We start from the raw sequence: 26,146 nt of genomic DNA, 5'->3' as shown, positions 1-26,146 counted from the left end.
ATTGGCTAGAGCCAGAGACCTACTCGCGGTCGCCCCGAATGCCGGTCTCATTAGGCGGGTTGACCCATTGCGGCCAGCGGGTTCGACTCTGGAAGTACTGGAGTGCCTCCGGCTTCTCGACGAACTGCAGCAGTCCGCCTGCCTTCTCCAGCAGTACTGCTTGTACCTCGGCTGGGGTGGCGAAGAAGAACTCTCGTCGCTCGTTGACGAGGTTCACCTTTCGGTCGGCGAACGTTTTGTGTAGCTCGTTCTCGAGGGTGACCGCGTCCTCGGAGAAGTACAGAGCATGCACGTCATAGGGGAACGGGACCGATGCGTCGCCGAGTTCGCGCACTCGGTCCAGAGGCTCCAGGCGGCGGGTCATGCCGATCTTGACCATGTCTGGTCCGAGAGCGCCGATGTTGGAGATCACGTACACATAGCCTGCTCGGATGTTGGCGATGCGGTAGTCGTTGGCCTCGATCGCGGCGTCGATCTCGGCTAGCCGACCAGCCAGTTCGTCCGCAGCAGTGTCGTCTCCCTTATCCCGTAGCGTCACCAGTGCGCTCTCGTAGTGTGCGCGTTCTTTGTCCAGTCGCGCGCGCTCGGCCGCCAGCTCCTGCTCGGCCTGCCGCTGCTCACGAAGCTGCTCGCGCTCCTCGCGAGCTCGCTCGCGCTCTTCTTGCACCTTCATCTGGTAGTCCGCGGTGAGCTCGAGCTCCTGCAGCCGTAGCGCGTGGTAGTCGGGATTGACCCGCATTTCCATCATCGCGCCCAGGCGCTGGATCGCCGTAACGGCCGACTCCAGTCGCTTCTTCGCGGTGACGATGTTGCCTGAGCGAAGCGACCGGACGCAGTTGTCGGCTTCGGCGTTGTAGGCGCGCAGCATCAGCTTGGACAGGTCTGCGGTCATCTTGCGGCCCTTGGCCAGCGAGCCGGAGAAGGTGAACATGTCCGCTGCCAGCACCCCACGGCCGATCTTGATGATGTCGCCCATCTGCGCCTCGAGCGCCTTCAGGCGCTCCTTGTAGGCAGCCGCGTCTTCGAGGGGGTGGTGGTAGCGGTAGATGCCGACGTCCTGCAAAACGCGCTGGTCGTCCAACTCCACCGGATCCAGCCCCGACTGCACTTGGGCCAGGGTCGCTTCTAGCTCGGCAACCCTGGCACGTAGCGCCGAGATTTCGCCGCCGTCCGAGCTGGACGCGAACGGTTCTACAGTCCCTGAGTCTGGTGTCGGCGGCGCGGATGTGCCCGGTTCGAGCGCATCGCCAGCTGAGATTGGGGTGACCGGTCTTGGGGTAGCGGAATCCGGCCGGGCTGGTGGGATCGTCGGCGGCGCGTTCGACGATTCGCGTGCGTCAGCGACGTCCGCTTCGTCTGAGAGCCACAGTTGCCATCCGGGCGGCGGCTGCGGCCAGGAAGGGTCAGGGGACCAGCCGGCCGGTGGCGTCCATCCCGACGGGGGCGTTGGCCAGCCCGGCGGCGGATTGAATCGCATGGTGTCAGACCTTTCGAGTCCGTACGCCGGGACCGATGTCTGCCGGAGTGAGGTCGAACGGCGACTTCGACAACGCGGCCCCGAGATGCTCCAGCGTGGCCTTGGGCACAACTCTGGCCAGGTCGAAGGAGGTGAAGGCGTTCCGGTCGGCCGCGACCTGGACGAGCGGGATGGACTCCGTAAGCCCTGTCGCCGGGGCGATCCGGCTGGTGGCCACTGATAAGGAGATGGAGTGGATCCTGCCGGCCCGGTCTGCCTCGAATACTTCGTGGAGGGTTCGTACGGCGACCTGCCAAACCGCGCCGGCATACCGATCCTTCTGCTCGCGCGCCGGCAAGGGCGCGGGGCTGATCTCATCCTTCGATTTGACGTATCGGAACTCCTTGACGACCGGAACCTCGGCTGGCTCTGGGACCATCGCCGTCATGGTCAGCTCGCGGGTAGCTAGGTCGAACGTGTGCTCGTGCGCAACAGGGAAGGACTCCGGATAGACCGAGTTGGACAGCACGACGCCCACGTACTCTTCAATCGCGGAGGGGACGTCGAAGGCGAGATCGTTGATGAACTTAGTGATCGCCTCGTTTCGCGAGCGAGCCTCTTCCTCTCGGGCCTGACATTCCTGGCGATAGCGATCCTCGGCGGCCGCCAACTGGGTCAGCCGTTGTTGCTCAGCCACCCGGCGGCGCTCGAACTCGGCGACATGTCCGGCATAGAGGGCCTGGTTGTGCTCGTTCCAGCGCCGGACGGCTTCCTGATGTGCGGCCTGAGCCCGCGCGATCGCATCCTCGTGCTTCTTCTTCGACGCGAACATGCCTTTCGGGGCGGCTGGTTCCTCGTACACAGGCTCGGGCGGATACACCAGCGGATCCATCGTCGGAGTTGTCGTCGCCAGGTGCCCAGGGCTGAACGGCGGGTGCTGTACGGAGGCGACCCTCAACGACTCGAGGTCCACGTAGTCATCCACCGCAAGCGTCGCTGCCAAGAGCCCATCGATCTCCGTGTAGGTCTCTGCCAGTTGGGCATTCATGGCGGCAACCTCGGCAGCGCGCTCTTCGGCATGCAGCTGGGCCGCCAGCTTCTCTGCCTGCTTCTGATCGGCCACGCTGGCCCTCGTCGCCGCAGCCATGGCACGTTCCGACTCTCGGCGGGCACGCTCAAGATCTCGCTGAGCTGCGGCCTGGGCGCGCGCCGAAGCCGCAGCTTGCTGTCGCTTCCGCTTCTCTGCCTGCTGGTTCTGGTAGTGGATCTCAGCGAAGAACCCACGTCGAGCCACGGCACTCCCCAATCGCGTCTGAACCCCGGCAATCGACACTACTCGTGTCTGCCAACTGCGAGTCGGAAGAATCCCACCGGAGAAAGGCGCCAGACATGAGGTGGCCGCCATGCCGCGGAATGACGCCTCTACAGGAAAGGCTTCCGGGGACGTCGTCGAGTACACGCGCAGGCTTCAGGCGGTGCAAGGACGCAACTCCATCGCCTACCTACGCTGCACGATGCCGAAGTGCTCCCTCCAGCTGCTCCTTGCTGGTTCGTTCGACTGCACGCTGACGCGGCGATATGACGCACGTCAAGGTGTCACCGATCGGTGCAGCAGTCCCCGTCCTACTTCCCGCCTCGTCGGTACGGCCGAACGTTGGTCCCGTTCCTTTTGGTGTATCCACTCACGCTATGCGCCTCGGGCGACTGACGGCCTACAAACGGAGAATCGGTGTCGGGGCCCGGTGCCGCCCTCATGGATGGATGCGTCGAGCGACCGTTGGTGCGATGTGTCCCCGCAGACCTGGCGCGGTTGAGCGCTTCCGTGGCCACTGTGGCGATGACAGAAACGACCGCGGCCCGCACGCGTGGATCCTTCGACGCCTGCTGGGCAACGCGCTGCAGTGATCGGGCCCCCTGTCGCCAGCGGCCCGTTGAGGCCGCAGTCGCGTCCGTCAGAGAATCCGCATTCTTACTCGCGCTGCCGGAAGTCTGCGTGCTGGCTGCGCCGAGGAGATCGACATACAGCGGATTCGTGAGCGTCATCTCGACGCACGGTTGGGGAGGGCTGTTTCCGAAGCTTAACGTTCTCCTGGACGCTGGGTCGTAGTAGCCGTTGGTCAGATTCTTCCAATTGCCACCATGGGCTGCGAGGTGTTCTTCGCGCGAGAGGAATTGGATGTTTCGAGGGTCGTCCTGATACTCCGGATGCGACGAGACACTTTTCATGTGTTGGCCTTCGAAGGCCCTGCCCTGGTCGTCGTAAGCCTTGCCCTTGTCCTTGATCTGTCTCTGGTGCTCTTCCGACCAGTCACGAGTTCCTTTGCCTTCGAGCACGAGACGCCGCTCGTTCTCCCATGCCTCCTTGATCGCGCGGCTGGCTCCTGCAGTCCTACTCGACATCGTCTTCACCGGCGCCAACGACGGCAACCAAACCGGTCAGAAAGGTGAAGAAGTCGGGGAAGGATTCGTCGTCCTCGATCCTTCCGGCCTCATGGTTGTAGATCGAGATTCGCTCACTTGATCTCTCACACAGAACTGGGTCACCGGACGACAACGCGCCGATCACGACGTAGCTGTCATCCGGTCGATCGGGGTCATCAACATCAATCAATGGAAGATGTGCCACGCCTAGCAACTGAAACCCTGCTGGAAGGAAGAAGTCTCCACCGTCCGAAACGAGTAGCCATTGCTTGAGCTGAGACGGCAGTGGAAGCTCATGCCTCGCCTCGAAGGCCTCGATGTCCGCGTTGGTTGCCGGCTCCACGAAACTCATCTGCCCCTGAGACCTCAATAGACCCGCAATGGCTTCGGGCTCACTCGACACAGCATCACTCCTGGGGCTGTCGCGGTTGGCGCTCTGGGTGGATGGTTCTCAGGCCGCGTCTGCAAGCCGTTTTGGTCATTCGAGCCTAGCCCGCCATTCCGAGTACGGGTGTTGTGTTGATCATGCCGACGTTTCGGCGATCGTGTGAAGGGCTCCGAACTGGAACGGGCTGAGCATGCTCAACCGTCCCGCCGTGGTGGGTAGCAGGCGCGTCACGTTGGGCGGAGTGCAGCGTCTAAGTGGGCGAAGTGCAGGGCCTAGGGGGCCGCCGGATGCGCGCTGCACTGCTGGCTCCGGCGGCCCGGCGAGGGACTGGAGAAGGCCCGGCATCGTGTCGCTCGCCGGACGAGAGCAACATCAATCCGAGGTCTGCGACTGACGCGCGCTACGTCGCCTGCGGCGGCGCGCCACAGCCGGGAGTGCACCGTAGGGCAGCAAAGCTGCTCGCGCAGGCGGCGGGATGACGCGGGCATGGTCTGCGGCATACTCGTGCTCGGATCGTGGGTGAATGACACCAGAGTTATCCCGAGGGTTCTCCCGAGGGTTCTCCCCGTTATAACGCTCATGTCCCGGGCCTCTAGCTCAACTGGCAGAGCAGCGGACTTTTAATCCGCGGGTTGTGGGTTCGATCCCCACGGGGCCCACTCGGCGAACCCGCGTCACCCGCGCCAGGCCTCTTGGAGCCCGCGGTAGTCGATCACGGTGATCCCTGCGTCTCGCAGCTGCTGCGCGGCCGCCGCGGAAGCCAGCCAAGCCAGATCGCTAGCGCGCACCCATCGCCCGTCGTCAGCCGGTTCGGCGTCTGCCCCGGCTGGACCGGGGTGCACGGCCCACTCGCTCAGCCCAGCAGGGAGCGCCTCCACCAGGGCCGCGAACCGCTCGGCCTTGCCCTCGACGCCGAGGCTGAAGCTGTCCACGAAGGGGTGGTCGACGACGGGCAGTCCACGCCCACGTGCTAGCTGGCGTCCCGGCTCCAGCCACACCCGCGCCGCCAGACCGTACTGGGCGGCGAGGTCGAGCCCGAGCTCGAAGATGTCGGACCGGCCACCATCGGCGAGGCTGTGCCAGTCCAGATGGGTCGGAGAGAGCCCGGTCCGCAGCACCGAGTCGATCTGAGCTCGCAGCTCGACCTCGACCTCTCCCAGGATCGCGATGCGCAGCAACGACTCTCGATCCTCGGCCAGGATGAGGAAGCCATCGCGGTCGACCAAGGAGGGCACCCGTTCGGGGCCGGCCATCGGGCGGAACCGCATCCGCGCCGACTCGCTGACCAGCGTGAGGTGGATGCCGAACGGCAGGTTCGGTCGAGCCATGAGCAGCCGCAAGGCCTCCGCCGCGCCCGGGCACGGCGGCATCAGCGAGCACGAGCTAGCCACTCCGCGCTCGATCGACTCCAGCACAGCCGCGTTGATCGCCGGGTACATGCCGAAGTCGTCCGCGTTGATGATGAGCACCCGCGCGTCCGCCGGGAAACCCAGCCGCTCGCTAGCGAGCATGATCGGCGATCGCCTCCAGCAGGCAACGGTAGGTCGCCTCGACGTCGTCCGGGGTGATCGCGACCTGGGCGACACACGACCGTTGCGCCACCAGGGCTTCGAGCCGCTCGAGCGTCGGTCCCAACCGGTCCGAACCAGCGGCGGCCAGCCACCCGGCGTCCACGTGCTCCGGACGCTCGGCCCGCGCCGTCCGCTCCGCGAATCGCGTCGCCAACCGGCCCCGGTCGTCGACGAGCACGACCTCCACCAGCTGAGCGCCCGTCTCGGTCGCCAGATCGGTGAGCGCGTCCAGGAACTGCGGCCGAGCGATCAGCTGCGGCACGACGACGCTGTCACCGCCGAGCAGGTGCACCCGAGCCATGGACAGTGCGAGGGCTCTGGCCCACAAGCCGGACGCGTGCGGGTCCTTCTGCCAGCCACCCAGCGAGCCGCGCAGCACGTCGACGTCCAGGTTCAGACAGGTGGGGTGGTCCGCGACATATCGCCGGGCCAGCGTCGACTTCCCGACGGCAGGAGGCCCGTTGAGCACCAGCAGCAGCGGTGGCACCCGGCACACGCTAGGCGCGCGACCGCCTGCCGTGTAGGGGTTTCCTGCAAGGCCGGGAGACGAAACGGCCGAACTACCCCACTCTGGTCGGCAGCTTCTGGCCGGGGCAGGTGGCGAGCACCCGCGCGATCGCGTCCCGCTCCGCGGCGGTCACCCACAGCCCGTACGCGCGTTTCACCGCCACCTGCCGCGCGACGTACGAGCACCGGTAGGGCTTGGACGGCGGCAGCCAGGTCGCAGCGTCACCGTCCCCCTTCGAGGCGTTGGTCGGCCCGTCCACCGCCAGCAGGTTCAGGGGGTCGTTCGCGATCGCCTCGCGCTTGGCGTCGGTCCACCTCCCGGCACCCTTCTGCCAGGCGTCCGAGAGGGCAACCACGTGGTCGATCTGCACGTCGGACGACGTCCCGACCCCGCGCACGAACGCAATCGTGCGAGCGGTGTACGGGTCCTTCAGCGTGCCGCGCAGCACCAGGCACCCGTGCGTCCCGGCCTTCAGCACATACGGCCTCAGGTCGCGCCGCAGCACGTCGTTGCGGGTGTCGCACCCGTTGCGATCCACGTCCTTCCACGCCGGACCGAACTGCTCGCGCGAGTAGCCGGTCTTCGGCGCGCGCCCCTTCACCGGCAGCCGCCGCAGCGCGGCCAGCGCGGTCCCCGGCGCCGCTGCGGCCGACGGGGCGGCCGACGAGGTCGGTCGCCCGGACGTCGTCCCCGTGGCAGCCGCGGACGGCGCCGAGGTCGTGGGGTCGCTCGGCCCCACGTCCTGAGCCGACTGGCACCCCGCGAGGAGGGCTCCGGCCATCAGCACGACGGCGGCGAGCCGGGGTGCGCGCGAGCGAACAGTCACGTGCTCAGGATCGACCCCGGCTCCGCAGCGCTTGAGCCGGGTCGGCGAACTGGGACGCGCCTCACCCAGCCCGGGTGATGCCCACCGGACTCGCCACCAGGCAACGTGCCGAGGAGAATCGCCGGGCGACTGCAGCAGGAGGACGGATCATGGAGCCCGAAGGGACGCCCAGCGGCCCGGCTCCGGCGACCGCCCCGTCCGGCGGCGCCTACCTCAAGCTCGTCGGGCTGGCCGCGCTCATCGGGTTGCCGGCGGCCGGACTGGCGGCCGTCTTCCTCGCGGTCGTCCACTGGCTCGAGGACCTGCTGTGGGTTGACCTGCCGAACCACCTGGGCGCGAGCGAACCGCCCTGGTACCTCGTGGTCGGGCTGCCGGTCGTCGGTGCGGCGCTGGTGGCGGCCGCGCGCGTGCTGCTCCCCGGCGACGGCGGCCACGAACCGATCAACGGGCTCGACGCCACCCCAACCCCGCTCTCGCACCTCCCGGGGGTCGCGCTCGCGGCGCTGGGTTCGCTGGCGTTCGGCGCCGTCCTCGGCCCCGAGGCGCCGCTGATCGCGCTCGGGTCCGTCGTCGGCGTCGCGATGATCCGCCTGGTCAAGGTCAAGGGGCCGGGGGGCGCCACGCTCACCGTGGCCGGCTCCTTCTCGGCGATCTCCGCGCTCTTCGGCGGCCCGCTGCCCGCCGGCATCCTGCTCGTCGAGGCCAGCGTCGGGCTCGGCGCGGCCGCGATCCCGCTGCTGCTCCCCGGTCTGGTCGCCGCTGCCGTCGGCTACCTGCTGTTCGTCGGGCTGGGCTCCTGGGGTGGCATCGACGCGGCGACGCTGAAGGTCAGTGGGCTACCGGCGTACGAGGGCACGCACCTGAAGGACCTGGTGCTGGCGATCGCCGTGGGCATCGTCGTCGCCATCCTGTGCACGCTCATCCGCTTCGGGGCGCACCACCTGCAACGCCTGCGGCACACCGGACTCGGCGTGCCCGGCCTGCTGGTGCTCGGCGGGCTCGCGGTCGGACTCATCGCCCTCGCGACCCGCGCGCTCGGCGCGGACTCCCAGGACCTGCTCTTCTCCGGCCAGGCGTCGCTGCCCGCCCTGGTGTCCCAGACCTCGACGGAGATCGTGCTGGTCCTGCTCGTCGGCAAGTCCGTGGCCTACGCCGTCTGCCTGGGCTGCGGCTTCCGCGGAGGCCCGGTCTTCCCGGCGATCTTCATCGGCGTCGCCGTGGCCAGCGCGGCCGGGCTGCCGTTGGACGTCTCGCCGACGCTCGCCGTGGCGGTCGGCGCGGCCGCTGGGATGGCGGCGATGACCCGGCTGCTGTTCGCGTCCCTGCTCATCTCCGCCCTCCTTGTGGGGACGAACGGGCTGGACACCGTCCCGGCCGCGGTCCTGGCCTGCGCGGCCGCCTGGATCGTCATCCACGCCATGGACCAGACGCCGCTCGGCCTGCCCCCGGTGGCGCACGCCCAACGCGCGTCTTGACCTGAATCGCCCTGTTGACCCGGCGGTCAACAGCGCCTGCCCTCACCCTGAACGGGGGAGGCTGAGCAGCGAGCGCGAGCACAGGCTGGGGCAGATGAGGCACGGACGACGGACGGCGAGTGCGGCTCTCGTCGCGGTGTTCGGCGGCCTGCTGGTCGGCGCGACGGCCACGGGCTTCGGCATCGGCGGTGTGCAGCCGGCCACTGCCGTGCCGCCACCCGCCCGCAGCTACGCCGACGCGTGCGCCAGCCCCACGGACACCATCTCCACGACGGTGACGGACACCCTCAACCTCACCAGCACCCAGGTCCTGCTGATCACGGGCACCGGCACGTTCGCCGGCGGCGTGAACGCGTTCCCGGCCGGCGCTGTCATCTGCGTCGCGCCGGGCGGCCAGCTGCGACCGCAGTGGGCCAACGGCGTCTCCGGCGCCGTCTACAACCGCGGGTCCACGCTGACCGGCTCGGTCGGCGTCAACAACGGCTTCCTGTTCATCAACAACGGGACCCTGACGTTCACCAGCGACGCCAACATCTCGGGCTCCGCCGAGCTCCGCAACGAGTCCGACGGCACCGTCATCTTCCAGAACGGGATGAACGCCGGGAGCGGGGCGCTGATCACCAACGCCGGGACGCTCACGCTGCAGGCCGGCGGCAACCTCAACGCCGGCTCCACGATCGTCAACTCGGGGACGCTCACGTCGAACGGCCAGCTCAACGTCAACGGCGTCCTGACCAACGCCGGCACGGTCGCGGTGACCGGCGGCATGGTGTTCAACGGTGGCAGCCGGTTGTCCAACGCGTGCGTCCTGCGCACCACCGGCCAGTTCGACAACAACAGCCAGACGGTGGTCAACGGGGGCCTGCTGCGGGTCGGCGGGGCGTCCGGCTCGGCCGGCACCGGTGGGTCGACCTGGAACAACAACGGGCGCTACAACCAGACCAGCAGCGGCCTGACGATCGGCTTGAACCTGCAGAACAACAACACGGTCACCGGCCTCGGCCAGTACCTGTTCGCCGGCACGACTCGGACTCAGGGGGTGTTCGTCGGCGACGCTCCGACGTCCCCGATCACCGTCGACGACCGCACACCGACCGGCCCGGTCTTCGACAGCCAGGCCGGCAGTGTCGCCAACGTCGTGGCCGGCACCGTGACGGACCCGGGGAACGCCCAGATCTGGCCGGGCTGCGCCAACCAGCCGGGTCCACCGGCCAGCACTGACGTCGCCACCTCGAAGACCGGGCCCGCCTCGGTCGCCGCGGGCGCCACCGCCACCTACACGGTGACCGTGCACAACGCCGGCTCCCAGCCCGCCGAGGACGTCGTCGTCGTCGACACCGTCAGCGGCGGGCTGACGGGCGTCACCGCCTCGGACGCCGGCACGGTCTCGGGCGGCACGGTGACCTGGCGGCCCGGCACGGTGGCCGCCGGGCAGAGCCTCACCTTCACGGTCAGCGGCACCGCACCGTCGTCCGGGCAGGTCCTGGACGTCGTCTCGTCGACGTCCAGCACCGCCGACCCGAACCCCTCGAACAACGACGGCAGTGCAGACTCCGCCCGCGTCGCGACGACCGTGGAGCCGGCGCCCCCGCTCAACCACCCGCCGGTCGTCCCGGACCAGCGGCTGTTCACCCGCGCCACCTTCCCGATCACGGCGACCGCGGCGGCGATCGACCCGGACGCGGGCCAGACCGTCACGGTGACCCTGACCACCGGGCCGAGCCACGGCGCGGTGTCGGTGCAGCCCAGCGGCGAGCTGACGTACACGCCGACCGCCGACTACGTCGGTGAGGACACGTTCGTCGTCACCGGGTGCGACAACGGGACGCCGTCCCTGTGCGACACCGGAACCATCACCGTCGTGGTCTACCCGCTGGCCGTCGACGAGTCAGTCCGCACGACGCAGGACACCGCCATCGCGATCGCCGTGACCACCAACGACCTCGGTGCGACGTCGCCGCCCCAGCTCGCCGACCCGCCGGCGAACGGCACTGTCACCCGCAGCGCCGACGACCCCAACGTGCTGGTCTACACGCCCGACGCCGGTTTCGTGGGCTCGGACGCCTTCACGTACTCGATCTGTGCGCCCACCGCCCCGACCGTGTGCGCCACCGCCGACGTGACCGTGACCGTGGAGGCGCGGCCGAACCGGCCGCCGGCCGTCGACCCCGCGGTCCTGACGACGTCCGCGCGCAGCGCCGTCGACGCGACGCTCACCGCCACCGACCCGGACGCCGGCCAGAGCGTGACCTTCGACCGGATCGGCACGGAACCGTTGCACGGCACCGCGACCGTCCAACCGAACGGCGCCTTCCGGTACGAGCCCACGGGCGACTTCACCGGACGCGACCAGCTCACGGTGATCGCCTGCGACAACGGCATACCACTGGCCTGCGCCGCCGGAGCCGTGCAGGTCACCGTCTTCCCGCGGACCGCCCCGGACGTCGCGCAGACCGACGTCGACACCGCGGTCGACATCCCGGTGAGCGCCAACGACATCGGGGACGTCGACCCGCCCACCGTGGTCGGCGCAGGACCGGCGCACGGCACCGCCGAGCCGGTCGACGGCCAGCCCGGGGTGATCCGGTACACGCCCGAGGCCGGCTTCACCGGCACGGACACGTTCCAGTACGAGGTGTGCAGCCCGGACGGCACCGCCTGCGGGCAGACGTCGGTCACCGTCGAGGTCGTCGCAGGGCCGCCGCCGACGCCACCACTGGTCATCGACGACCAGGTGCTGTCCACCAGTGCCGGCGTGCCGGTGCTCGGGTTCATCGAGCCGTCGGAGGATCCCGCTGGACTGACCTTCACGGTCCTCCGCGAACCGGCGCAGGGCACCCTCACGGTGAGTGGTCCCCTGATCAGCTACCAGCCGCCACAGGACTTCTCCGGCCGCGACAGCGCGCAGGTGCAGGCCTGCCGTGACGCCGCCCCCGCTGAGTGCGACACCGCCGAGGTGCTGCTGGAGGTCAGCCCGATCGCCCGGCTCGACATCGCCGAGCTCGACGCGACCGGTGGCACCGTGGTCGACGTGCGGGCCAACGACCTCGGCACCCCAGGTCCCCCGACGATCGTCAGCGGACCGGACCACGGCACCGCGAGCGTGGGCCCAACCGGGCAGGTGCGGTACGCCCCCACCGGAACGTTCGCCGGCCACGACCAGCTCACGTACCGGATCTGCGCCCCTGCACCGGACGCCGACCTGTGCGACGAGACCACCCTCGACCTGCGCGTCTACCCCGTCGCGGTCGGCGACCTGGCCTCCACGTTCGCGGGGCAGCCGGTGCTCGTCGACGTCCTCGCGAACGACCGTGGCGACGTGGCACCGCCGAGCGTCGTGCAGGCGCCGGCCCACGGGGGAGTGCGGACCGAGCTCGGCCGGATGCGCTACACGCCCGGCGGCTCCTTCACCGGTCGTGACACCTTCACGTACCTCATCTGCTCGCTGACCCCGGGCGGTGGCGTCGCGCCGGACGACCCGCTGTGCGCCGAGACCACCGTGACGGTCACCGTCCTGCCGCTGCTCGCCCGCGACTCGGCGACCACCCCGCAGGACGTGCCGATCGACATCGACGTGACGGCCAACGACTTCGGAGACGCGGGGCCACCGCTGTTGTCCACCTCGTCGGTCGGACCGCCGATCCCCGCGAGCGGCATCGGGGTCGCGCCCTCGTTCGGGACGGCGACGGTGCTGGACGACGGCCGGATCCGCTACACCCCCCGCGCCGGCTTCGTGGGGGTCGACACCTTCAGCTACGCGCGCTGCTCCGGCAACGACCTGTCGCTGTGTGCGACCACCGAGGTCACCGTGACGGTGACCGAAGCCGCCCCCCCGACGCCGACCCCGACCCCCACCCCGACCCCGACCACCACGACCCCGACGCCGACCGACACCGGTGGCGGCGGCGACACCCCGACGACCGGCTCCGGCGGTGGCGGGGGAGACGTTCCGTCGAGTGCCCCGGGGGGTGGCGAGGGTGGCGTGGGCGACCAGCCGTCCTTCCTGCCGCACACGGGCGGCATCGCGCTGGGCGCGGTGCTCGCGGGCCTGCTGCTGCTCGCCGGTGGGGGCTGGATGCGCCGGGCCGCGCGCGAGCGCCGGCACTGATCGGTCGACCAGTCAGAGCAGTCAGAGCAGTCGGACCAGTCAGGCCAGTCAGGCCGGGGGAGCGGTGGAGCCGCGCTGCACGAGCGCGGTCGGCAGGCTCAGGTGCGTCGCGTCCAGCGCGCGGCCGCCGATGAGCTCGAGCAGCATGTGCACGGCCTGGAAGCCCATCTCCTGGATCGGCTGGTCGATAGTGGTCAGCGCCGGGTCGCAGAGGGCCGACTCGGGGATGTTGTCGAAGCCGACGACCGACAGGTCCAGCGGCACCCGCAGCCCGAGGGACCGGGCGACCGTGATCGTCTGGATGGCCGACAGGTCGTTCGCCGCGAACACGGCGGTGGGCCGCGTCGGGCCCTCCAGCAGGGCGTGCGCGGCCGGGTCGGCCCGCTCGGCCTCGTAGTCGCCGGGCTGCACCCAGTGCTCGTTCACCGTCAGGCCGGCCTTCGACATCGCCTGCCGGAAGCCCGCCTCGCGGCGCTGCGCCGACTCGAGGTCGCTGCGCCCGGCCAGGAAGCCGATGTCGCGGTGCCCCAACGAGATCAGGTGCTCGGTGGCCAGCAGCGCGCCGTCCTGGTTGTCCGAGACGACGGTGGGCATGTCCGGGTGACCGGTGTGCGGGTCGACCGCGACGACGGGGGCGCTGTACCCGACGTCCACGACCGTCGGGGTGACCAGGACCGCGCCGTCGATCAGCGTGCCGCTGAGGCGGTTCAGGTACCGCCGCTCCCAGCCCGGCTGCTCGAGGCCGCTGCCGCCGGCCGAGTAGGCGACCAGCTCGTAGCCGGAGGACCGCACCGCCCGGGCGGCACCCTTGAGCAGCTCGGTGCTGAACGGCTCGAAGTCGGCGACGAGGATGCCGATCACGCCGGTCCGCCGGGCCCGCAGCGTGCGGGCCACGAGGCTGGACTCGTAGCCGAGGTCGTCGATGACCCCCTGCACCCGCTCCGTGGTGCTGCTGGCCACGCCGTAGCGCCCGTTGACCACCTTCGACACCGTGGCGACGGACACGCCGGCGGCGAAGGCGACGTCGTGGATGGTCACGCGGCGGGCGGTGGTCACGGCGAAACCATATCCGTTCGAAAACGTTATCGATAACGATTGACACCCTGCGTCAACCGGACGAGACTTCCGGCCACCCGAGGGTGACGGGACCGCCGAGCGACGCCGCGACAGGAGGTCAGGATGACCGTGACGGACCTGGCGACCGCGCTGGCCGACCTGGCTGAACCGGACGCCTGGCAGCCGGCTCCCGCGCCGGTCCCCCCGGACTGCCTGACCGGCTTCGCGGCGTGGCGGGCCACGGCGTTCCCGACGCCGCTGGGCTGGGCGGCGACGTTCGATCCCGCGCTGGTGCACGAGCTGGCGGCGGCCGTCGCGCGGTCCATGACCGACGTCGGCGTGCACCAGGGGCAGGCCCCGGTGCTCGAGGTCTGCCGGGACCCGCGCTGGGGCCGGACCGAGGAGACGCTCGGGGAGGACGCCTACCTGGTCGACACGCTGGGCGCCGCGTACACCGCCGGGCTGGAGTCCGGCGGGGTCGCGGTCTCGGCGCGGCGCCGCGAGCCCGATGCCGTCCAGCCGCTGCGGGCGCCGGACCTCGACTCGCCGTGGCTGCGGTCCCTGGCGGCTCGGATGGCCGAGCGGTCCATCGTGCTGCTGGAGAACGACGGCCTCTTGCCGCTGCCCGCTCCGGCCTCCGTCGCAGTCGTCGGCCCGTGCGCCGACGAGGTGCGATCGCTGGTCGCGAGCAACGCCTTCCCCCGTCGCGGGCCGGCGCGGGTCGGCGCCGGCCGGCGAGTCGAGACCCTGGTCCAGGCGCTGCGCCAGGAGTGGCCGCGCGCCCAGATGCGCTGTGCCGCAGGCGTCTCGGCGGAGCGGGCCGACGTCAGCGGCGTGCCCGCCGCCGCCGCGCTCGCGGCGTCCGCCGACGTCTGCGTGCTCGCCGTGGGCGACGTCTCGGGGCCGTTCGGGGTCGGCACCTCGGGCGAGGGCTGCGACGTGGGCGACCTGCGGCTACCGGGTGCCCAGCACGAGCTGGTCGAGGCCGTGCTGGCCACAGGCACGCCGACCGTCCTCGTCCTGCTGTCCGGACGCCCGTACGCCCTGGGGGAGTACGTCGGGCGCGTGGGGGCCATCGTGCAGGCGTTCTTCCCCGGACGGCTCGGAGCCCAGGCGGTGGCGGGTGTCCTCAGTGGCCTGGTGAACCCGTCGGGACACCTGCCGGTCGCGATCCCCACGACCCGCTACGGACTGGGACACGGCCTGTCCTACACCAGCTTCACGCTGCGCGACCTGACGGTGGACGTCGACCAGGTGCCCGCCGCCGGGCAGGTCCAGGCGCGGTTGCTGGTGACCAACGACGGCGGCCGTCGGGGCGAGGACGTCGTGCAGCTCTACGTCGACCGGCGGCTGGTCGGCTTCGCCCGCGTTCCGCTGGCGGCCGGCCAGACCCGGGAGCTCGCCTTCACCCTGCCCGCCGGCGAGCCCGGGCGCTTCGAGCTCCACGCCGCAGACACCGGCGGGATGGTGCAGGACGGCCCCACCGCGCAGTTCGCCGTGGTGGGGCCGCCACGCATCAGCGGTTGATCCGGACGACCGAACCGGGTCCGGTGGGGTTGCCCTCCTCGTCTGTCGGGCCGAGCGTGCTGGCGAACAGCTTGTCCCCGGCCAGCTCGACGGCGAGTGCCCCGGGCAGCTGGACGTACGGCTTCACCTTGCCGTGCTGGATCGTGCTGATCTGCCCGCCGAAGAGCTCGGCCACGTAGACCGTGCCGCGGTGGTCGACGGCGACGTTGGTCGCGCCGAGGAAGCCGGTCGCCACCCGGTGCGTCGACCGCGTGAACGGGTTCACCGTGTAGACGCTCCCGCGCGCGCCCAGCTGGGGTCCTTCAGGGCCACCCGGCAGCAGGGACACGTACAGATGCCCCCAGGGCCCGACCTCGACGTCCGTCGGCACGGGCTCGAAGTTGTACGTGACGCCGACGACGCAGTCCGGCAGACCGAGCCCAGCGGCGATGTCTGCCGTGACCACCAGCGGCTGGCGGGGCAGCACCTTGAGCAGGGAAACGTGCCCCCAACGGTCGACCTTCAGCAGGTCGTTGCCGCCTGCGTCGGCGACGATCCAGCTACCGAACAGCCAGCTGGTCACCGAGTACGCGTGCGAGTCCACGCCGCCCTGGCTGGTCGCGCCGCCGAGCGGCTCGAAGGCGTCCTGGACGCACTGGCTCGGGTTGTCGACGCCGTACGTGACGTTCTGGTCGGGGTTGTGACTGGCCTCGAAGCCGGACAGGTCCGCCACCACCGGTGCCTTGCCCTGGCGCGTGATGGTGAGCGTCGCGTTGCCGTTGGTGTAGTCGAGCGACGTGTAGGCCATGGCGCCGTCCGGCGCGAACGCGACGCCGGCGACCTCGCCCGGCGTCGGACCGTGGGCGAGCACCGGGCCGTTGACCCGGGACACGGTGGACGTCGCGCCGTCCGCGACCACGAGGCCGTGCCGGTACGCGAGCTGGAACGGCGCGCCGACGGTGCTGTTCAGCACCGTCACCGTCGGGCCGTGCGAGTGGGAGTGCGCGGAGGCCGCGCCGGGTGTCGCGAGGACGAGCGCGGCGGCGGCCGCGAGGGTGGTGCTGCCGATGAGTAGGCGTCGTGCCATGGAGGCTCCCCTAGCCGGACAACGAGGTCCGGCGTCAGGACGACGCCGGACCTCATCGAGGGTGCCAGCCTTGTGCGGTGGTGAAAAGCATTCGGGTCAAACTCCTACGCATCGCTACTGATCGCGTGCGCTGCGTGCGCGTCAAACGGGACAACCGTTGCGAATCAACAGGTCTGCGTCGGGCCGGCGGCTACTCGTCCCAGACCTGCAGCGCGGTCTGCTGGGTGATCAACCCATGGGAGAGCGTGGCGACCGTGCCGCACAGCACCTTGGTCCCGTCCGCGTAGGTGCAGTGCTCGGTGAAGGCGAGCCGGTCGGGGGTGACCACGAGGTCGCGGACCTCGTGCGTCATCTCCCGCGAGCACACGTCCGTGAGCAGCGCCGCGATCTGCGCGGTGCCCGTGAACACCTGCGGCTGCGACGGCGGGTGGTTCCGGTCGACCACGGTGAGCGTCGCGTCCGGGGCGTACCAGGCGGCGACGGCGCGGCCGTCCCGTCCCTCGATGCCCTGCACGAGTGAGCTGACGTCCGGGGCGGCGGTGGTGATGGTGGTCATGATCGTCTCCTTCAGTGCTTGGCTTCGATGACGAGGTTGACGGGGGTCTGCACGGCGATGCGCACCCGGCTGAAGCCCGCGTCCCGCAGCAGACCGGTCAGGACGGCGGGCCCGGCCTGCGCGCCGAGCGCCGCCGCACCCGGCTGGGACAGCGAGGACGGCGTGCAGACCAGCGTCGAGGCGCCGTAGAAGACACGCCCGACGGGGTTGAGGTTGTCCTCGATGTGGTCTCCCGCAGCAGGTTCGACCACCATGAGCGTGCCGTCCGGACGCAGCGCGGCCCGTGCCGCCCGCGCCGCGGCGGCGGGGTCACCCATGTCGTGCAGGCAGTCGAAGAGGGTGATGAGGTCGTACTGCGTGGACGGCGCGGAGTCGGCATCCGCCACCTCGAACCGCACCCGGTCCTGCACTCCCGCTTCGAGGGCCTTGCGCCGGGCCGCGACGATCGAGGCCTCGTGGTAGTCGCTCCCGGTGAACCGCGAGCGCTCGAACGCCTGCGCCATCAGGATCGTCGACACCCCGTGGCCGCAGCCCCAGTCGGCGACGTCCGCCCCGGCCCGCAGGGCCGGCACCACGCCGTCCAGCGCGGGCAGCCAGGAGTCGACGAGGTTGGCGACGTACCCGGGGCGGAAGAACCGCGCGGTCCCCTCGAAGAGCCCGGCATCGTGCTCGTGCCAGCCGAAACCGGCGCCGCTGCGGAACCGGTCCTCGAACCCCGGGACGTCCCGCAGCACCGCCAGCGCGAGCTGGAACGCGCCGGGGAAGAACGCCGGGCCGTCCTCGATGACGAACGCGAGGACCTGCTCGGGCGTCATCGAGTACTGCCCGCTGCCCGCGTCGTACTCCACGTAGCCACCGGCGGCCTGGTTGGCCAGCCACGGCGTCACGTAGACCACGGACGTGCCCGTCCGCTCGGCGAGCTCGGCCGGGGTGGCCGGCCCCTCGGCCAGGCCGGAGTACAGGCCGAGCCGGTCGCCGAGGTACACGAGCCCCGCGCTGACGGTCGCGCCGACGTCGGTGATGATGCGGCCGGCGAGCTCCTCCATCCGAGCCTCGTCGACCGTGGTCGGGTCGAACGTGCTCGGGTCGAACGTCGTGCTGGTCGGGTTGATGGTGCTGGTCATCGGTCCACCTCCGGGACGGGCTGCAGTCAAGCTGCAGGTCGCTCTGCTGGGTCGGTGGGACCACGTTCGCGCCCCGTGCGTCGAGCCATCGTCAGCGCATCGTCAACGTCAGCCGAGGCCCGGTCGACCGGCCTCCTCCGGGGCTACCCTGACGAGATGCTGCGGGTGTGGCTGGTGGGCCGCGTCGCCGTCGAGCTCGACGGTGCGGCCCTGGACCTGCCGACCAGCGAGCGCGCCCGGGCGCTGGTCGGCTGGCTCGCCCTGCACCCCGGGGCGCACCCCCGCTCGCAGGTCGCCGCGCAGCTGTGGCCGGACGTCCCGGAGGCCAGCGCGCGAGCCAGTCTGCGCACGGCCGTGTGGGCGCTGCGGCGCTCGTGGGGCGAGGTGACGGACGACGTCGTCGAGGGCTCCCGGACGACGATCGGGCTGCGCCGCCCCGGCCTGTGGGTGGACGCCCTGGACGGCCTGGACGACGAGAGCGGGCTGACGTCCGGCGAGTGGCTGTCCGGTGAGCTGCTGCCCGGCGTGGACGACGAGTGGGCCCGCACCGCTCGCGACGAGCACCGCGCAGCGACCCACGCCCTGGCCCACCGCCGGCTGGCGGCCGCCGAGCGGGCCGAGGACTGGCCACAAGCGTTGCAGTGGGCCAGGTTCCGCTGCGCCACCGCACCGCTGGACGAGGCCGCCCACCGCGACCTGCTGCGCCTGCTGGACCTGGCGGGGGAGCGACCGGCCGCGCTGCTCGCCGCCCGCGAGTTCGGCGAACGGCTGCACCGCGAGCTTGGCGTGCTTCCCTCGCCCGCCACCCGCGCCGTCCAGTCCCAGCTGGTCGCCGCGGCGGCCACCACCACCGGCACCACGGTCTTCGGACGCTCGACGGAGCTGGCCGCACTGGCGTCCGTCTGGGCCGCGGCGGCCCACGGGCGAGGACAGGTCGTCGTCCTGTCCGGCGAGGCCGGGATCGGCAAGACCACCCTGGTGAGCGAGGTGGCGAGCCGGGTGGGCGCCCGCGGGGGCCTGGCCGCGGTCGGCGCCGGGATCGACGTGGGTGGCCAGACACCCTTCGCGGCCTGGCTGGAGCTGGCCCGCGCCCTGGTCGGCGTGGTCCCCACCCCGCCGCCCACGGCGTCCTGGCCGGCGGACCTCAACCGGCTCTCCCGCGAGCTGGGCGGCCGGCTGGGCCACCGCGAGCCGCCTGCCGCGCTGGCCGCACCCGAGATCGAGCGGCTGCGGATCTTCGAGGCGGTGCTCCGGCTCGTGGAGTGGTCCTGCTCCACCCGGCCCGTGCTGCTCGCGCTGGACGACGCGCAACGGGCGGACCTGGCCAGCCTGAGCCTGACCGCGCACGTCGGACGCCGGATCACCCGGTTGCCGGTGCTGCTGGTGCTCACCCGACGCGACCGCCCCGTCCGGACCGACCTCGACGCCCTGCTGGCCGACCTCGTCGGCCGCGGCGTGCCGGTGACCGAGATCGAGCTGGGTCCGGTCGACGACCGCGACGTGGCGGCCATGGCCCGGGCGGTGGGACCGCTCGGCGACGACGATGCCCGACGGGTCGTCGCGGCCGCCGAGGGCAACCCGCTGCTGGCCATCGAGTCGGCCCGCGCGCTGGCCGCCGGCGGCAGTGGCCCCCCACCCAACCTGCGCACGGCCGTGCGCGCGATGACCGGGGCGCTGCCACCGTCCGGCCGGAGCCTGGCCGAGCTGCTGGCCGTGTGCCGGCGGCCGCTGTCCCGGCCCGAGGTGGACCGGCTCGGCATCGAGGACCTGCCGACCGGCGAGGCCGCCGCGCTCGAGGTCGGCCTGCTGGCCTGGCGCCACGCCCGGCTCGGGTACCGGCACGCGCTGCTCCAGGAGGCCGCGCACGTCGCCGCCGGACCCGATGACGGTTCGTGGCGGCACGACCAGGTCGCCGCGGCGATCGACCCCGAGGACCACACCGAGCTCGCGTACCACCTGGAGTCGGCCGGCCGAGAGGCCGAGGCGGCCGGGCACTGGGGCGCTGCCGGGATCGCCGCGCGGGCGGTCGGCGCCCTGGCCGAGGCCGCCGAGCTGCTTCGCCGCGCGGTCGACCTGGACCCGGGGAACGGGTCCTGGTGGTTGGAGCTGCACGAGGTCTGGTGCTGGTCCGTGCGCCGGGACCTGATGGACGAGGCCTTCGACACCGCGCTCACCCTGCTGCCCGCCGAGGAGCTGGCGGACGCCTACTGCCGCCGCGGCCGGTTGATGCGCTCGGTGTCCTGCGACCCGCCGGCCTCGCTCGAGGCCTACCGGCACGCCGGCGAGCTGGTGGACATCGCGTCGAACCCGTTGAGCCGCAAGGAGATGCTGCTCGGGCTGGCCTGGGGTCATGCGGTCGCCGGCGATCCCACGCAGGTCTCCGAGCTGCTCGCCCTGGCCGGCGTCGACGACCCCGCGAGCCCGGACCGCGACCCGCTGGTGGTCAGTGACATCGAGGAGATCCGGCTGCTGGGCCTGGTCCGCGAAGGCCGGTTCGCCGAGTGCGCGGACGTCGCCCGCCGCGCCGGCTCGGCCGCCATGCTCGCCCGGCTACCCGGCCGCGCCTGGGCGCTGTGGGGCAACGCCTCCTGCGCCGCCGCCTGCGCGGGTGACTTCGACGGCGCACTGGAGCTCATCGAGCGAGCCGTCGAGGCCACGGCCGCCCTGCCCGTCCTGCTCATCCCGTGCCTGTCGGGCAAGGCGCACCTGCTGGCCCGGCTCGGCCGGCACGCCGAGGCCGCTGCCGTCGTCGAGCAGCTCGAAGCCGCGGTGGAGCGGTTGGACGTCGTCCACTACCGCGCGATGACCTGGCACGACGAAGGGCTGGTGGCGCTCGCGGGAGGCCGGTTCGGGCCGGCCGCGGACCTGCTGCAGCGAGCGCTGGACGCCGGGGCCGAGGTCAGCCGCCCGGCGGCCCGGTTGGCCCGCGCCGAGGCGCTGGCCCGCGACGACCGCCCGGACGAGGCGCGCACCGAGCTGCGCGCCGCGCTGACCGAGCCCACCGCTCGCGCCGACCAGCCCTGGTCCCTGGTGCCCCGCGTGGCCCGGGTGCAGGGGCTGATCGCGCTGGCCCGTGGCGACCAGGACCTGGCGCGTCGCCGGCTGAAGGAGGCCGCTGACGGCTGGGAGCGCCTGCGCCGGCCCTCGGACGACGTCCCGGAGGCGTTCTTCGGTGCCCTTGTCGACCTCGGCCGCCCGCCGGTCGTCGGACTCGTCGACCCGACGTGGGAGCTGCGCCGGGTGCAGGACGAGCTGGTCGAGCTGGCCGGCGCGCCGCGGGCCGCAGCGGCGGAGATGACCTGATGCCCGAGTTCGCCCTGACCGTCGACGTGGACGCCCCGCTCGAGGACGTCTGGAAGCTGCTCTACGACCCCACCCGGTTCCCCGAGTGGTTCTTCGGCATGCAGACCGTGCGGACGGGGGACGGCGCAGGCGACGACTTCACCTACTGGCTGGCGGACTACCCCGATTTCCCCATGCCGCAACGGTTGCGCACCGACCACGCCGACCGCCGGGTCACCATCTCGTGCCTGGTCTCGTTCCTGGAGTTCTCCTGGCAGCTCGAGGAGCTCCCCACGGAGCGGACGAGGGTCGCGCTGGAGGTGACCATTCCCGAGCAGGAGGCGCACCGCCTGGAGGACCAGCGCGGGTACGCCGAGCGGTCGATGAGCCGGCTCGCGGCCGTCGCCGAGGCTCAGTCGACCGCGGGTGGCTCGGCGCCGAGCCGGTAGCGCCAGAACGTGGGGAACCGCAGCACCACCAGCACGGTGAGGACGATCACCAACAACCCACCGGCCACGATCGTGCGCGCCGTCCCGACCAGGTCGCCGACCGTGCCGTGCAGCAGGTCCGCCAGCCGCGGGCCGCCCGCCACCACGAGGAAGAACACGCCCTGCATCCGGCCGCGCATCTCGTCCGTCGCCGCGGTCTGCAGGATCGCGCCGCGGAACACCATGCTCACCAGGTCCGCGGCGCCGGCCAGCGCGAGGAAGGTCGCGGCCACCCACAGGTTCCCGGACAGCCCGAACGCGGCGATCGCCGCCCCCCAGGCCATCACGGCGATCGCCGTGGCCTGCCCGTGCCGGCGGATCCGGGTGAACGACCCGGAGAACAACCCGGCGGCGAACGCCCCGGCCGGGATCGCGGCGTACAGCACGCCGAGGGCGATCCCCCCGCCCGGCGGGTCGCCGAACGTCCGCTCCGCGAGCTCGGGGAACAGCGCCCGCGGCATCCCGAAGACCATCGCGATGATGTCGACCAGGAACGAGACCAGCAGGACGGCGTGCAGCGAGATGTACCGCAGCCCCTCGATGACCGAGCTGAGCCCGGTGGTGGCCCGCTGGCCGTCCTCGCGCGGCGTCGGCGGCATCGCCGGCAGCCGGAACACGGCGTACAGCGCAGCCAGCAGCGCGACGCTGTCGATCAGGTACAGCCAGGACAGCCCGAGCACCGGGATCAGCGCTCCGGCCAGCAACGGTCCGAGCACCGCGCCGAGCCCGAACACGGTGGCACTCAACGCGTTCGCGGCCGCCAGCTCGCCGGCCGGCACCAGCCGCGGGATCGCCGCGCCGCGCGCCGGGCTGTTCAGCCCGAAGCACGCCTGCTGCACGGCCAGCAGCACCAGCACCAGCCAGACCTGGGTGTTGTGCAGCGCCGACTGGGCGAACAGCGCGAACGAGGTCGCCGCGATGCCCGCATTGGTCAGCAGCAGCATCTTGCGTCGGTCCACGGCGTCCGCGATGGACCCGCCCCACAGGGCGAAGAAGGCCAGTGGCACCAACGCGACCAGCCCGCTCAGCCCCACCCACGCCGACGAGCCGGTGTCGTCGAAGATCTGCTTCGGCACCGCGACCGCGGTGAGCTGCGCGCCGACCGTGGTCACGACGGTCGACAGCCACAGCCTGCGGTACGCCGGATGGCGCAGCGGCGCCGTGTCCACCACCAGCCGCCGCCACCGGGGGACGGACGGCGCGCTCACGCCTCGAACGCTACGTCAGGAGCGCTGGTCCGGCGCGGGTGGGTCCGAGTCGCTGGGGTCGCCCGGCTCAGCCGGCGGGCGGGGGTTCAGCCGCCGCAGGAAGTCGGGGTCGTCGTCCGGGCCGCGTGGGGCGCTGCTGGGCCGGGTCGGGCCGCCGGTGGTGCCGGGTCGCCACGGCGGGGCGCCGCCGTCCCGGGCCGGTCGGCCCGCGATCAGCCAGGCGATCGGACCAGCCAGCGGGATCAGCACGATCAGGATGATCCAGGCGATCTTCGGCAGGTTGCGCACCCGCTTGGTGTCCGACTGGATGCAGTCGATCAGGCAGTACACGAGCAGGGACAGCTGGACCAGGTACAGCACCACGCGCAGCACGTCGCCCCCTTCAGACCCGCGAGGAGTACAGCGACTCCACGTCGCGCGCGAAGTCCTCCATGACCTTGTTGCGCTTGAGCTTCATCGTCGGCGTCAGGTGCCCCGATTCCTCGGTCCACGCGGTCGTCAGGATCTGGAACCGGCGGATCTGCTCGGCGCTGGACACCGTGGCGTTCGCGTCGTCCACGGCGGTCTGGACGGCGGCCCGGACCTGCTCGTCGTGCGCGACCTCGGCGACGGGCTGGGGCGGGCGACCCTGGTCCTGCAACCACTGGTCGAGGGACTCCTGGTCCAGGGTGATGAGCGCGGCCACGAAGTTGCGCTGGTCCCCGACGACCATGGCCTGGCCGACGATGGGGTGGGCCCGGACGACGTCCTCGAGCGCCGCGGGCGCGACGTTCTTGCCGCCGGCGGTCACGATGATCTCCTTGAGCCGTCCCGTGATGGTCAGGTAGCCGTCGGCGTCCAGGCTGCCCAGGTCGCCGGTGTGGAACCAGCCGTCGGCGTCCAGCACCGCGCGGGTGGCCTCGTCGTTGCGCCAGTAGCCCCCGAACACGTGGCCGCCGCGCAGCTGCACCTCGCCGTCGTCCCCGAGCCGCACCTCGAAGCCGGTCAGCGGCCTGCCGACCGTGCCGATCCGCTGCGCGGTCGCGGTGTTCACCGTCGCGGCGGCCGTCGTCTCGGTCAGGCCGTAGCCCTCCAGCACGGTGACTCCGATGCCGCGGTAGAAGTGCGCCAGCCGCGCGCCCAAGGGGGCGCCGCCAGAGATGGCCAGGTCCGCGTTGCCGCCCAGCGCGGCCCGCAGCTTGGCGTAGACGAGCTTGTCGAACACCGCGTGCCGCATCGACAGCATCGCGCTCGGCTTGCCGTGCTCGTGCGCCTCGCTGTACGCGATCGCGGTGGCCGCGGCCTTGTCGAAGATGCCGCCCCGCCCGTCCGCCGTCGCCTTGCGGCGGGCCGTCTCGAAGACCTTCTCGAAGACCTGCGGCACGGACAGCACGAAGGTGGGCTGCACGACCGCGAGGTCCTTCACCAGCCGGGCCGGGTCGCTGTGCGAGAGCTTGACGCCCTTCATCACCACGGCCACCTGGATCATCCGGCCGAACACGTGCGCCAGCGGCAGGAACAGCAGCGTCGACGCGTCATCGCGGTCGAACAGCTCCGGCAGCGTCTCGAGCGCGCTGGAGCACTCGGCGATGAAGTTGCCGTGGGTGAGCATGCAGCCCTTGGGGCGCCCGGTCGTGCCGGACGTGTAGATCAGGGTGGCGATCACGTTGCGGGACAACGCCGACTGGCGGGTCGCGAGCTCCTCGTCGGACACCTCACGGCCGGCCGCCACCAGCTGCTCCAGGCCGGGCACCTCGTCGCTCTTGTCGATCTGCCAGATGTGCTTGACGCCGGGTGCCCGGTCGCGGACGACCGACAGCCGCCAGCTGTGCGCCTTGGTCTCGACCACGCACGCCACGGCCTGCGCGTCGGACAGGATCCACGCGACCTGGTCGACGGAGGACGTCTCGTAGATCGGCACCGGGATCGCCGCGATGGACCACAGCGCGAAGTCGCACAGCGTCCACTCGTAGCGCGTCTTGGACATGATCCCGACCCGGTCGCCGACGCCGACCCCGGCGGCCACGAAGCCCTTCGCGAGCGCGGTGACGTCGTCCTGGAACTCCTTGGCGCTGACGTCCCGCCACCCCTCGTCGTCCCGTCGTCCGAACAGGACCCGCTGCGGGTCGCGGCTGACGGTTTCGTGGAGGACCTCGACGAGGTCCTTCGGCGACGGCGCTGTCGATGTGGTGTCGGTCACGGCGCACAGCGTACGTCGTGCACCCGGGAACGGGCTGGCGCGGCACCCGGATGGCGGGCCGCGTCGGGTGCCCGGTGCGAGACTGGCCCGGTGAGCAGCACGCCCCCGCACCGACCCCGCCGACCCGCCATGTTCGGGCCGCACGCCCTGGACACGTTCGAAGCCGGTACCGACCCCGCGGCCGCGGCCGAGGCGGCGCACGCGACGGCCTGGGCCATCGTCGAGGCCGGCCGCAGCGCCGACGACCCCGAGCTGACCGCGCGGCTGGTCCGGCTGGTCGACGACCACGGCCTGGACACGATCGCGGACCTGTGGTCCGAACGCCCCGCGCGCTCCCTGCCCGGGGCGTTGTGGCGGCTGTACGTCGTGCGCGAGTGGGTGCGCCGGGACGGCGTCGGGGCCGCCGCGGACTACCAGGCCGGGCGCGCGCTCGCCCCGGTCGCGGACGTCGTCGCCGGGGTCGCCGAGCCGCCCGGCCCCGACGAGGTCCGCACCCTCGCCGACGCCGTGCTCACCGGCGTGTACTCGGGCGACCTGGACGTCGCCCTCGAGCGGGCCGCGGCGTTCTGCCGGGTCGTGTCGGCCGGCCGCGCCGTCCGGGCCGACGACCTGGCCGACCACGACGAGTCCGTCCAGCTCACCCGGCGCGCGGCGTCCCTGCTGTCGACCGCGGCTGACCTGGAGGCCGCGGCGCACGCCTGGCGGGCCGCCGACCTCACCTGACCACCCCACCCCCTCCCCGCCCCCACCCCCTCTCGCCGCGATCACGCACCATTCGCGCTTGCTGTGGTTTTGAGGGCCGTTTGAGCACGTCAAGCGCGAATCGTGCGGTGTCGGGCAGGTAAATGTTGGCCCGGGAACATGCGCGAACCCCCGTTGGTTGTGCACACTCGTGGTGTCCCCTCGG

At 71.6% G+C, this 26,146-nt stretch carries 20 protein-coding genes and 1 tRNA gene; 7 read left to right on the top strand and 14 right to left on the bottom strand.

Annotated elements, in window-relative coordinates; genetic code table 11:
• Positions 1–19: 19 nt before the first annotated feature.
• The 4 genes from ABEB17_RS18745 to ABEB17_RS18730 all read right to left on the bottom strand — a co-directional run bounded on the left by ABEB17_RS18745 (position 20) and on the right by ABEB17_RS18730 (position 4,280).
• Positions 20–1,108 (bottom strand): SNIPE associated domain-containing protein, encoded by a 1,089-nt coding sequence (locus ABEB17_RS18745; RefSeq protein ID WP_345718271.1) that lies wholly within the window; start codon positions 1,106–1,108, stop codon positions 20–22.
• 373 nt (positions 1,109–1,481) lie between these two features.
• Positions 1,482–2,603, bottom strand: a complete 1,122-nt coding sequence (locus ABEB17_RS18740) for a hypothetical protein (protein ID WP_345718270.1) — start codon at positions 2,601–2,603, stop codon at positions 1,482–1,484.
• A gap of 476 nt (positions 2,604–3,079) precedes the next feature.
• Positions 3,080–3,856, bottom strand: a complete 777-nt coding sequence (locus ABEB17_RS18735) for a hypothetical protein (protein WP_345718501.1) — start codon at positions 3,854–3,856, stop codon at positions 3,080–3,082.
• Positions 3,846–4,280: an SMI1/KNR4 family protein gene (locus tag ABEB17_RS18730; RefSeq protein ID WP_345718269.1), complete on the bottom strand. Its 435-nt coding sequence runs from the start codon at positions 4,278–4,280 to the stop codon at positions 3,846–3,848. The genes ABEB17_RS18735 and ABEB17_RS18730 overlap by 11 nt, the downstream gene beginning before the upstream one ends.
• Before the next feature lie 571 nt (positions 4,281–4,851).
• Between ABEB17_RS18730 and ABEB17_RS18725 the strand changes: the two genes are divergently transcribed.
• Positions 4,852–4,924: transfer RNA gene (locus tag ABEB17_RS18725), tRNA-Lys, on the top strand.
• Between the two features lie 15 nt (positions 4,925–4,939).
• Here ABEB17_RS18725 and ABEB17_RS18720 read toward each other — a convergent pair.
• The 3 genes from ABEB17_RS18720 to ABEB17_RS18710 all read right to left on the bottom strand — a co-directional run bounded on the left by ABEB17_RS18720 (position 4,940) and on the right by ABEB17_RS18710 (position 7,170).
• A complete protein-coding gene (locus ABEB17_RS18720) occupies positions 4,940–5,776 on the bottom strand; it encodes a ChbG/HpnK family deacetylase (protein ID WP_345718268.1) in 837 nt (278 codons plus the stop codon).
• Positions 5,766–6,323, bottom strand: a complete 558-nt coding sequence (locus ABEB17_RS18715) for an AAA family ATPase (RefSeq protein ID WP_345718267.1) — start codon at positions 6,321–6,323, stop codon at positions 5,766–5,768. The genes ABEB17_RS18720 and ABEB17_RS18715 overlap by 11 nt, the downstream gene beginning before the upstream one ends.
• Positions 6,324–6,396: 73 nt before the next feature.
• Entirely contained in the window at positions 6,397–7,170 is a 774-nt protein-coding gene (locus ABEB17_RS18710) for an HNH endonuclease family protein (RefSeq protein ID WP_345718266.1), read from the bottom strand.
• A gap of 149 nt (positions 7,171–7,319) precedes the next feature.
• Here ABEB17_RS18710 and ABEB17_RS18705 point away from each other — a divergent pair, with 149 nt between their 5' ends.
• Together ABEB17_RS18705 and ABEB17_RS18700 are read left to right on the top strand one after the other, a co-directional pair.
• Positions 7,320–8,645, top strand: coding sequence for a chloride channel protein (locus ABEB17_RS18705; protein ID WP_345718265.1), 1,326 nt, complete (start codon positions 7,320–7,322; stop codon positions 8,643–8,645).
• 94 nt (positions 8,646–8,739) lie between these two features.
• Entirely contained in the window at positions 8,740–12,753 is a 4,014-nt protein-coding gene (locus tag ABEB17_RS18700) for an Ig-like domain-containing protein (RefSeq protein WP_345718264.1), read from the top strand.
• 48 nt (positions 12,754–12,801) lie between these two features.
• Here the strand turns inward: ABEB17_RS18700 and ABEB17_RS18695 are convergent, their stop codons facing one another.
• Entirely contained in the window at positions 12,802–13,809 is a 1,008-nt protein-coding gene (locus tag ABEB17_RS18695; protein WP_345718263.1) for a LacI family DNA-binding transcriptional regulator, read from the bottom strand.
• A 123-nt stretch (positions 13,810–13,932) separates the two neighbouring features.
• On the opposite strand from ABEB17_RS18695, the gene ABEB17_RS18690 reads away from it, so the two are divergent.
• The gene (locus ABEB17_RS18690; RefSeq protein WP_345718262.1) at positions 13,933–15,336 is read left to right on the top strand and encodes a glycoside hydrolase family 3 C-terminal domain-containing protein; all 1,404 of its coding nucleotides are present in this window, start codon (positions 13,933–13,935) and stop codon (positions 15,334–15,336) included.
• Here ABEB17_RS18690 and ABEB17_RS18685 read toward each other — a convergent pair.
• From ABEB17_RS18685 to ABEB17_RS18675, 3 genes are all read right to left on the bottom strand, one after another.
• On the bottom strand, positions 15,326–16,402 hold the full coding sequence (locus ABEB17_RS18685; protein WP_345718261.1) for a ScyD/ScyE family protein: 1,077 nt from the start codon (positions 16,400–16,402) through the stop codon (positions 15,326–15,328). The genes ABEB17_RS18690 and ABEB17_RS18685 overlap by 11 nt on opposite strands.
• Before the next feature lie 190 nt (positions 16,403–16,592).
• Complete coding sequence (locus ABEB17_RS18680) at positions 16,593–16,958, bottom strand: nuclear transport factor 2 family protein (protein WP_345718260.1); 366 nt, start codon at positions 16,956–16,958, stop codon at positions 16,593–16,595.
• A gap of 11 nt (positions 16,959–16,969) precedes the next feature.
• The gene (locus ABEB17_RS18675) at positions 16,970–18,082 is read right to left on the bottom strand and encodes a class I SAM-dependent methyltransferase (RefSeq protein ID WP_345718259.1); all 1,113 of its coding nucleotides are present in this window, start codon (positions 18,080–18,082) and stop codon (positions 16,970–16,972) included.
• Positions 18,083–18,238: 156 nt separating this feature from the next.
• Between ABEB17_RS18675 and ABEB17_RS18670 the strand changes: the two genes are divergently transcribed.
• On the top strand, positions 18,239–21,385 hold the full coding sequence (locus tag ABEB17_RS18670; RefSeq protein WP_345718258.1) for an ATP-binding protein: 3,147 nt from the start codon (positions 18,239–18,241) through the stop codon (positions 21,383–21,385).
• The gene (locus tag ABEB17_RS18665) at positions 21,385–21,813 is read left to right on the top strand and encodes an SRPBCC family protein (protein ID WP_345718257.1); all 429 of its coding nucleotides are present in this window, start codon (positions 21,385–21,387) and stop codon (positions 21,811–21,813) included. The genes ABEB17_RS18670 and ABEB17_RS18665 overlap by 1 nt, the downstream gene beginning before the upstream one ends.
• Here ABEB17_RS18665 and ABEB17_RS18660 read toward each other — a convergent pair.
• From ABEB17_RS18660 to ABEB17_RS18650, 3 genes are read right to left on the bottom strand one after another with little or no spacing between them, the layout of a single operon-like run.
• Positions 21,777–23,060, bottom strand: a complete 1,284-nt coding sequence (locus ABEB17_RS18660) for an MFS transporter (RefSeq protein WP_345718256.1) — start codon at positions 23,058–23,060, stop codon at positions 21,777–21,779. The two genes, ABEB17_RS18665 and ABEB17_RS18660, sit on opposite strands and share 37 nt — an antisense overlap.
• 15 nt (positions 23,061–23,075) lie before the next feature.
• The gene (locus ABEB17_RS18655; RefSeq protein ID WP_345718255.1) at positions 23,076–23,432 is read right to left on the bottom strand and encodes a PLD nuclease N-terminal domain-containing protein; all 357 of its coding nucleotides are present in this window, start codon (positions 23,430–23,432) and stop codon (positions 23,076–23,078) included.
• Positions 23,433–23,442: 10 nt separating this feature from the next.
• Positions 23,443–25,239 (bottom strand): AMP-dependent synthetase/ligase, encoded by a 1,797-nt coding sequence (locus tag ABEB17_RS18650; RefSeq protein ID WP_345718254.1) that lies wholly within the window; start codon positions 25,237–25,239, stop codon positions 23,443–23,445.
• Positions 25,240–25,329: 90 nt separating this feature from the next.
• On the opposite strand from ABEB17_RS18650, the gene ABEB17_RS18645 reads away from it, so the two are divergent.
• Entirely contained in the window at positions 25,330–25,962 is a 633-nt protein-coding gene (locus tag ABEB17_RS18645; protein ID WP_345718253.1) for a hypothetical protein, read from the top strand.
• The last annotated feature ends 184 nt before the right edge of the window (positions 25,963–26,146 follow it).

The organism is Angustibacter luteus, from assembly GCF_039541115.1.
Taxonomy (GTDB): domain Bacteria; phylum Actinomycetota; class Actinomycetes; order Actinomycetales; family Angustibacteraceae; genus Angustibacter; species Angustibacter luteus.
Note: the sequence above shows the minus strand (reverse complement) of the source record. Positions and strands in the feature narration are given on the sequence as shown.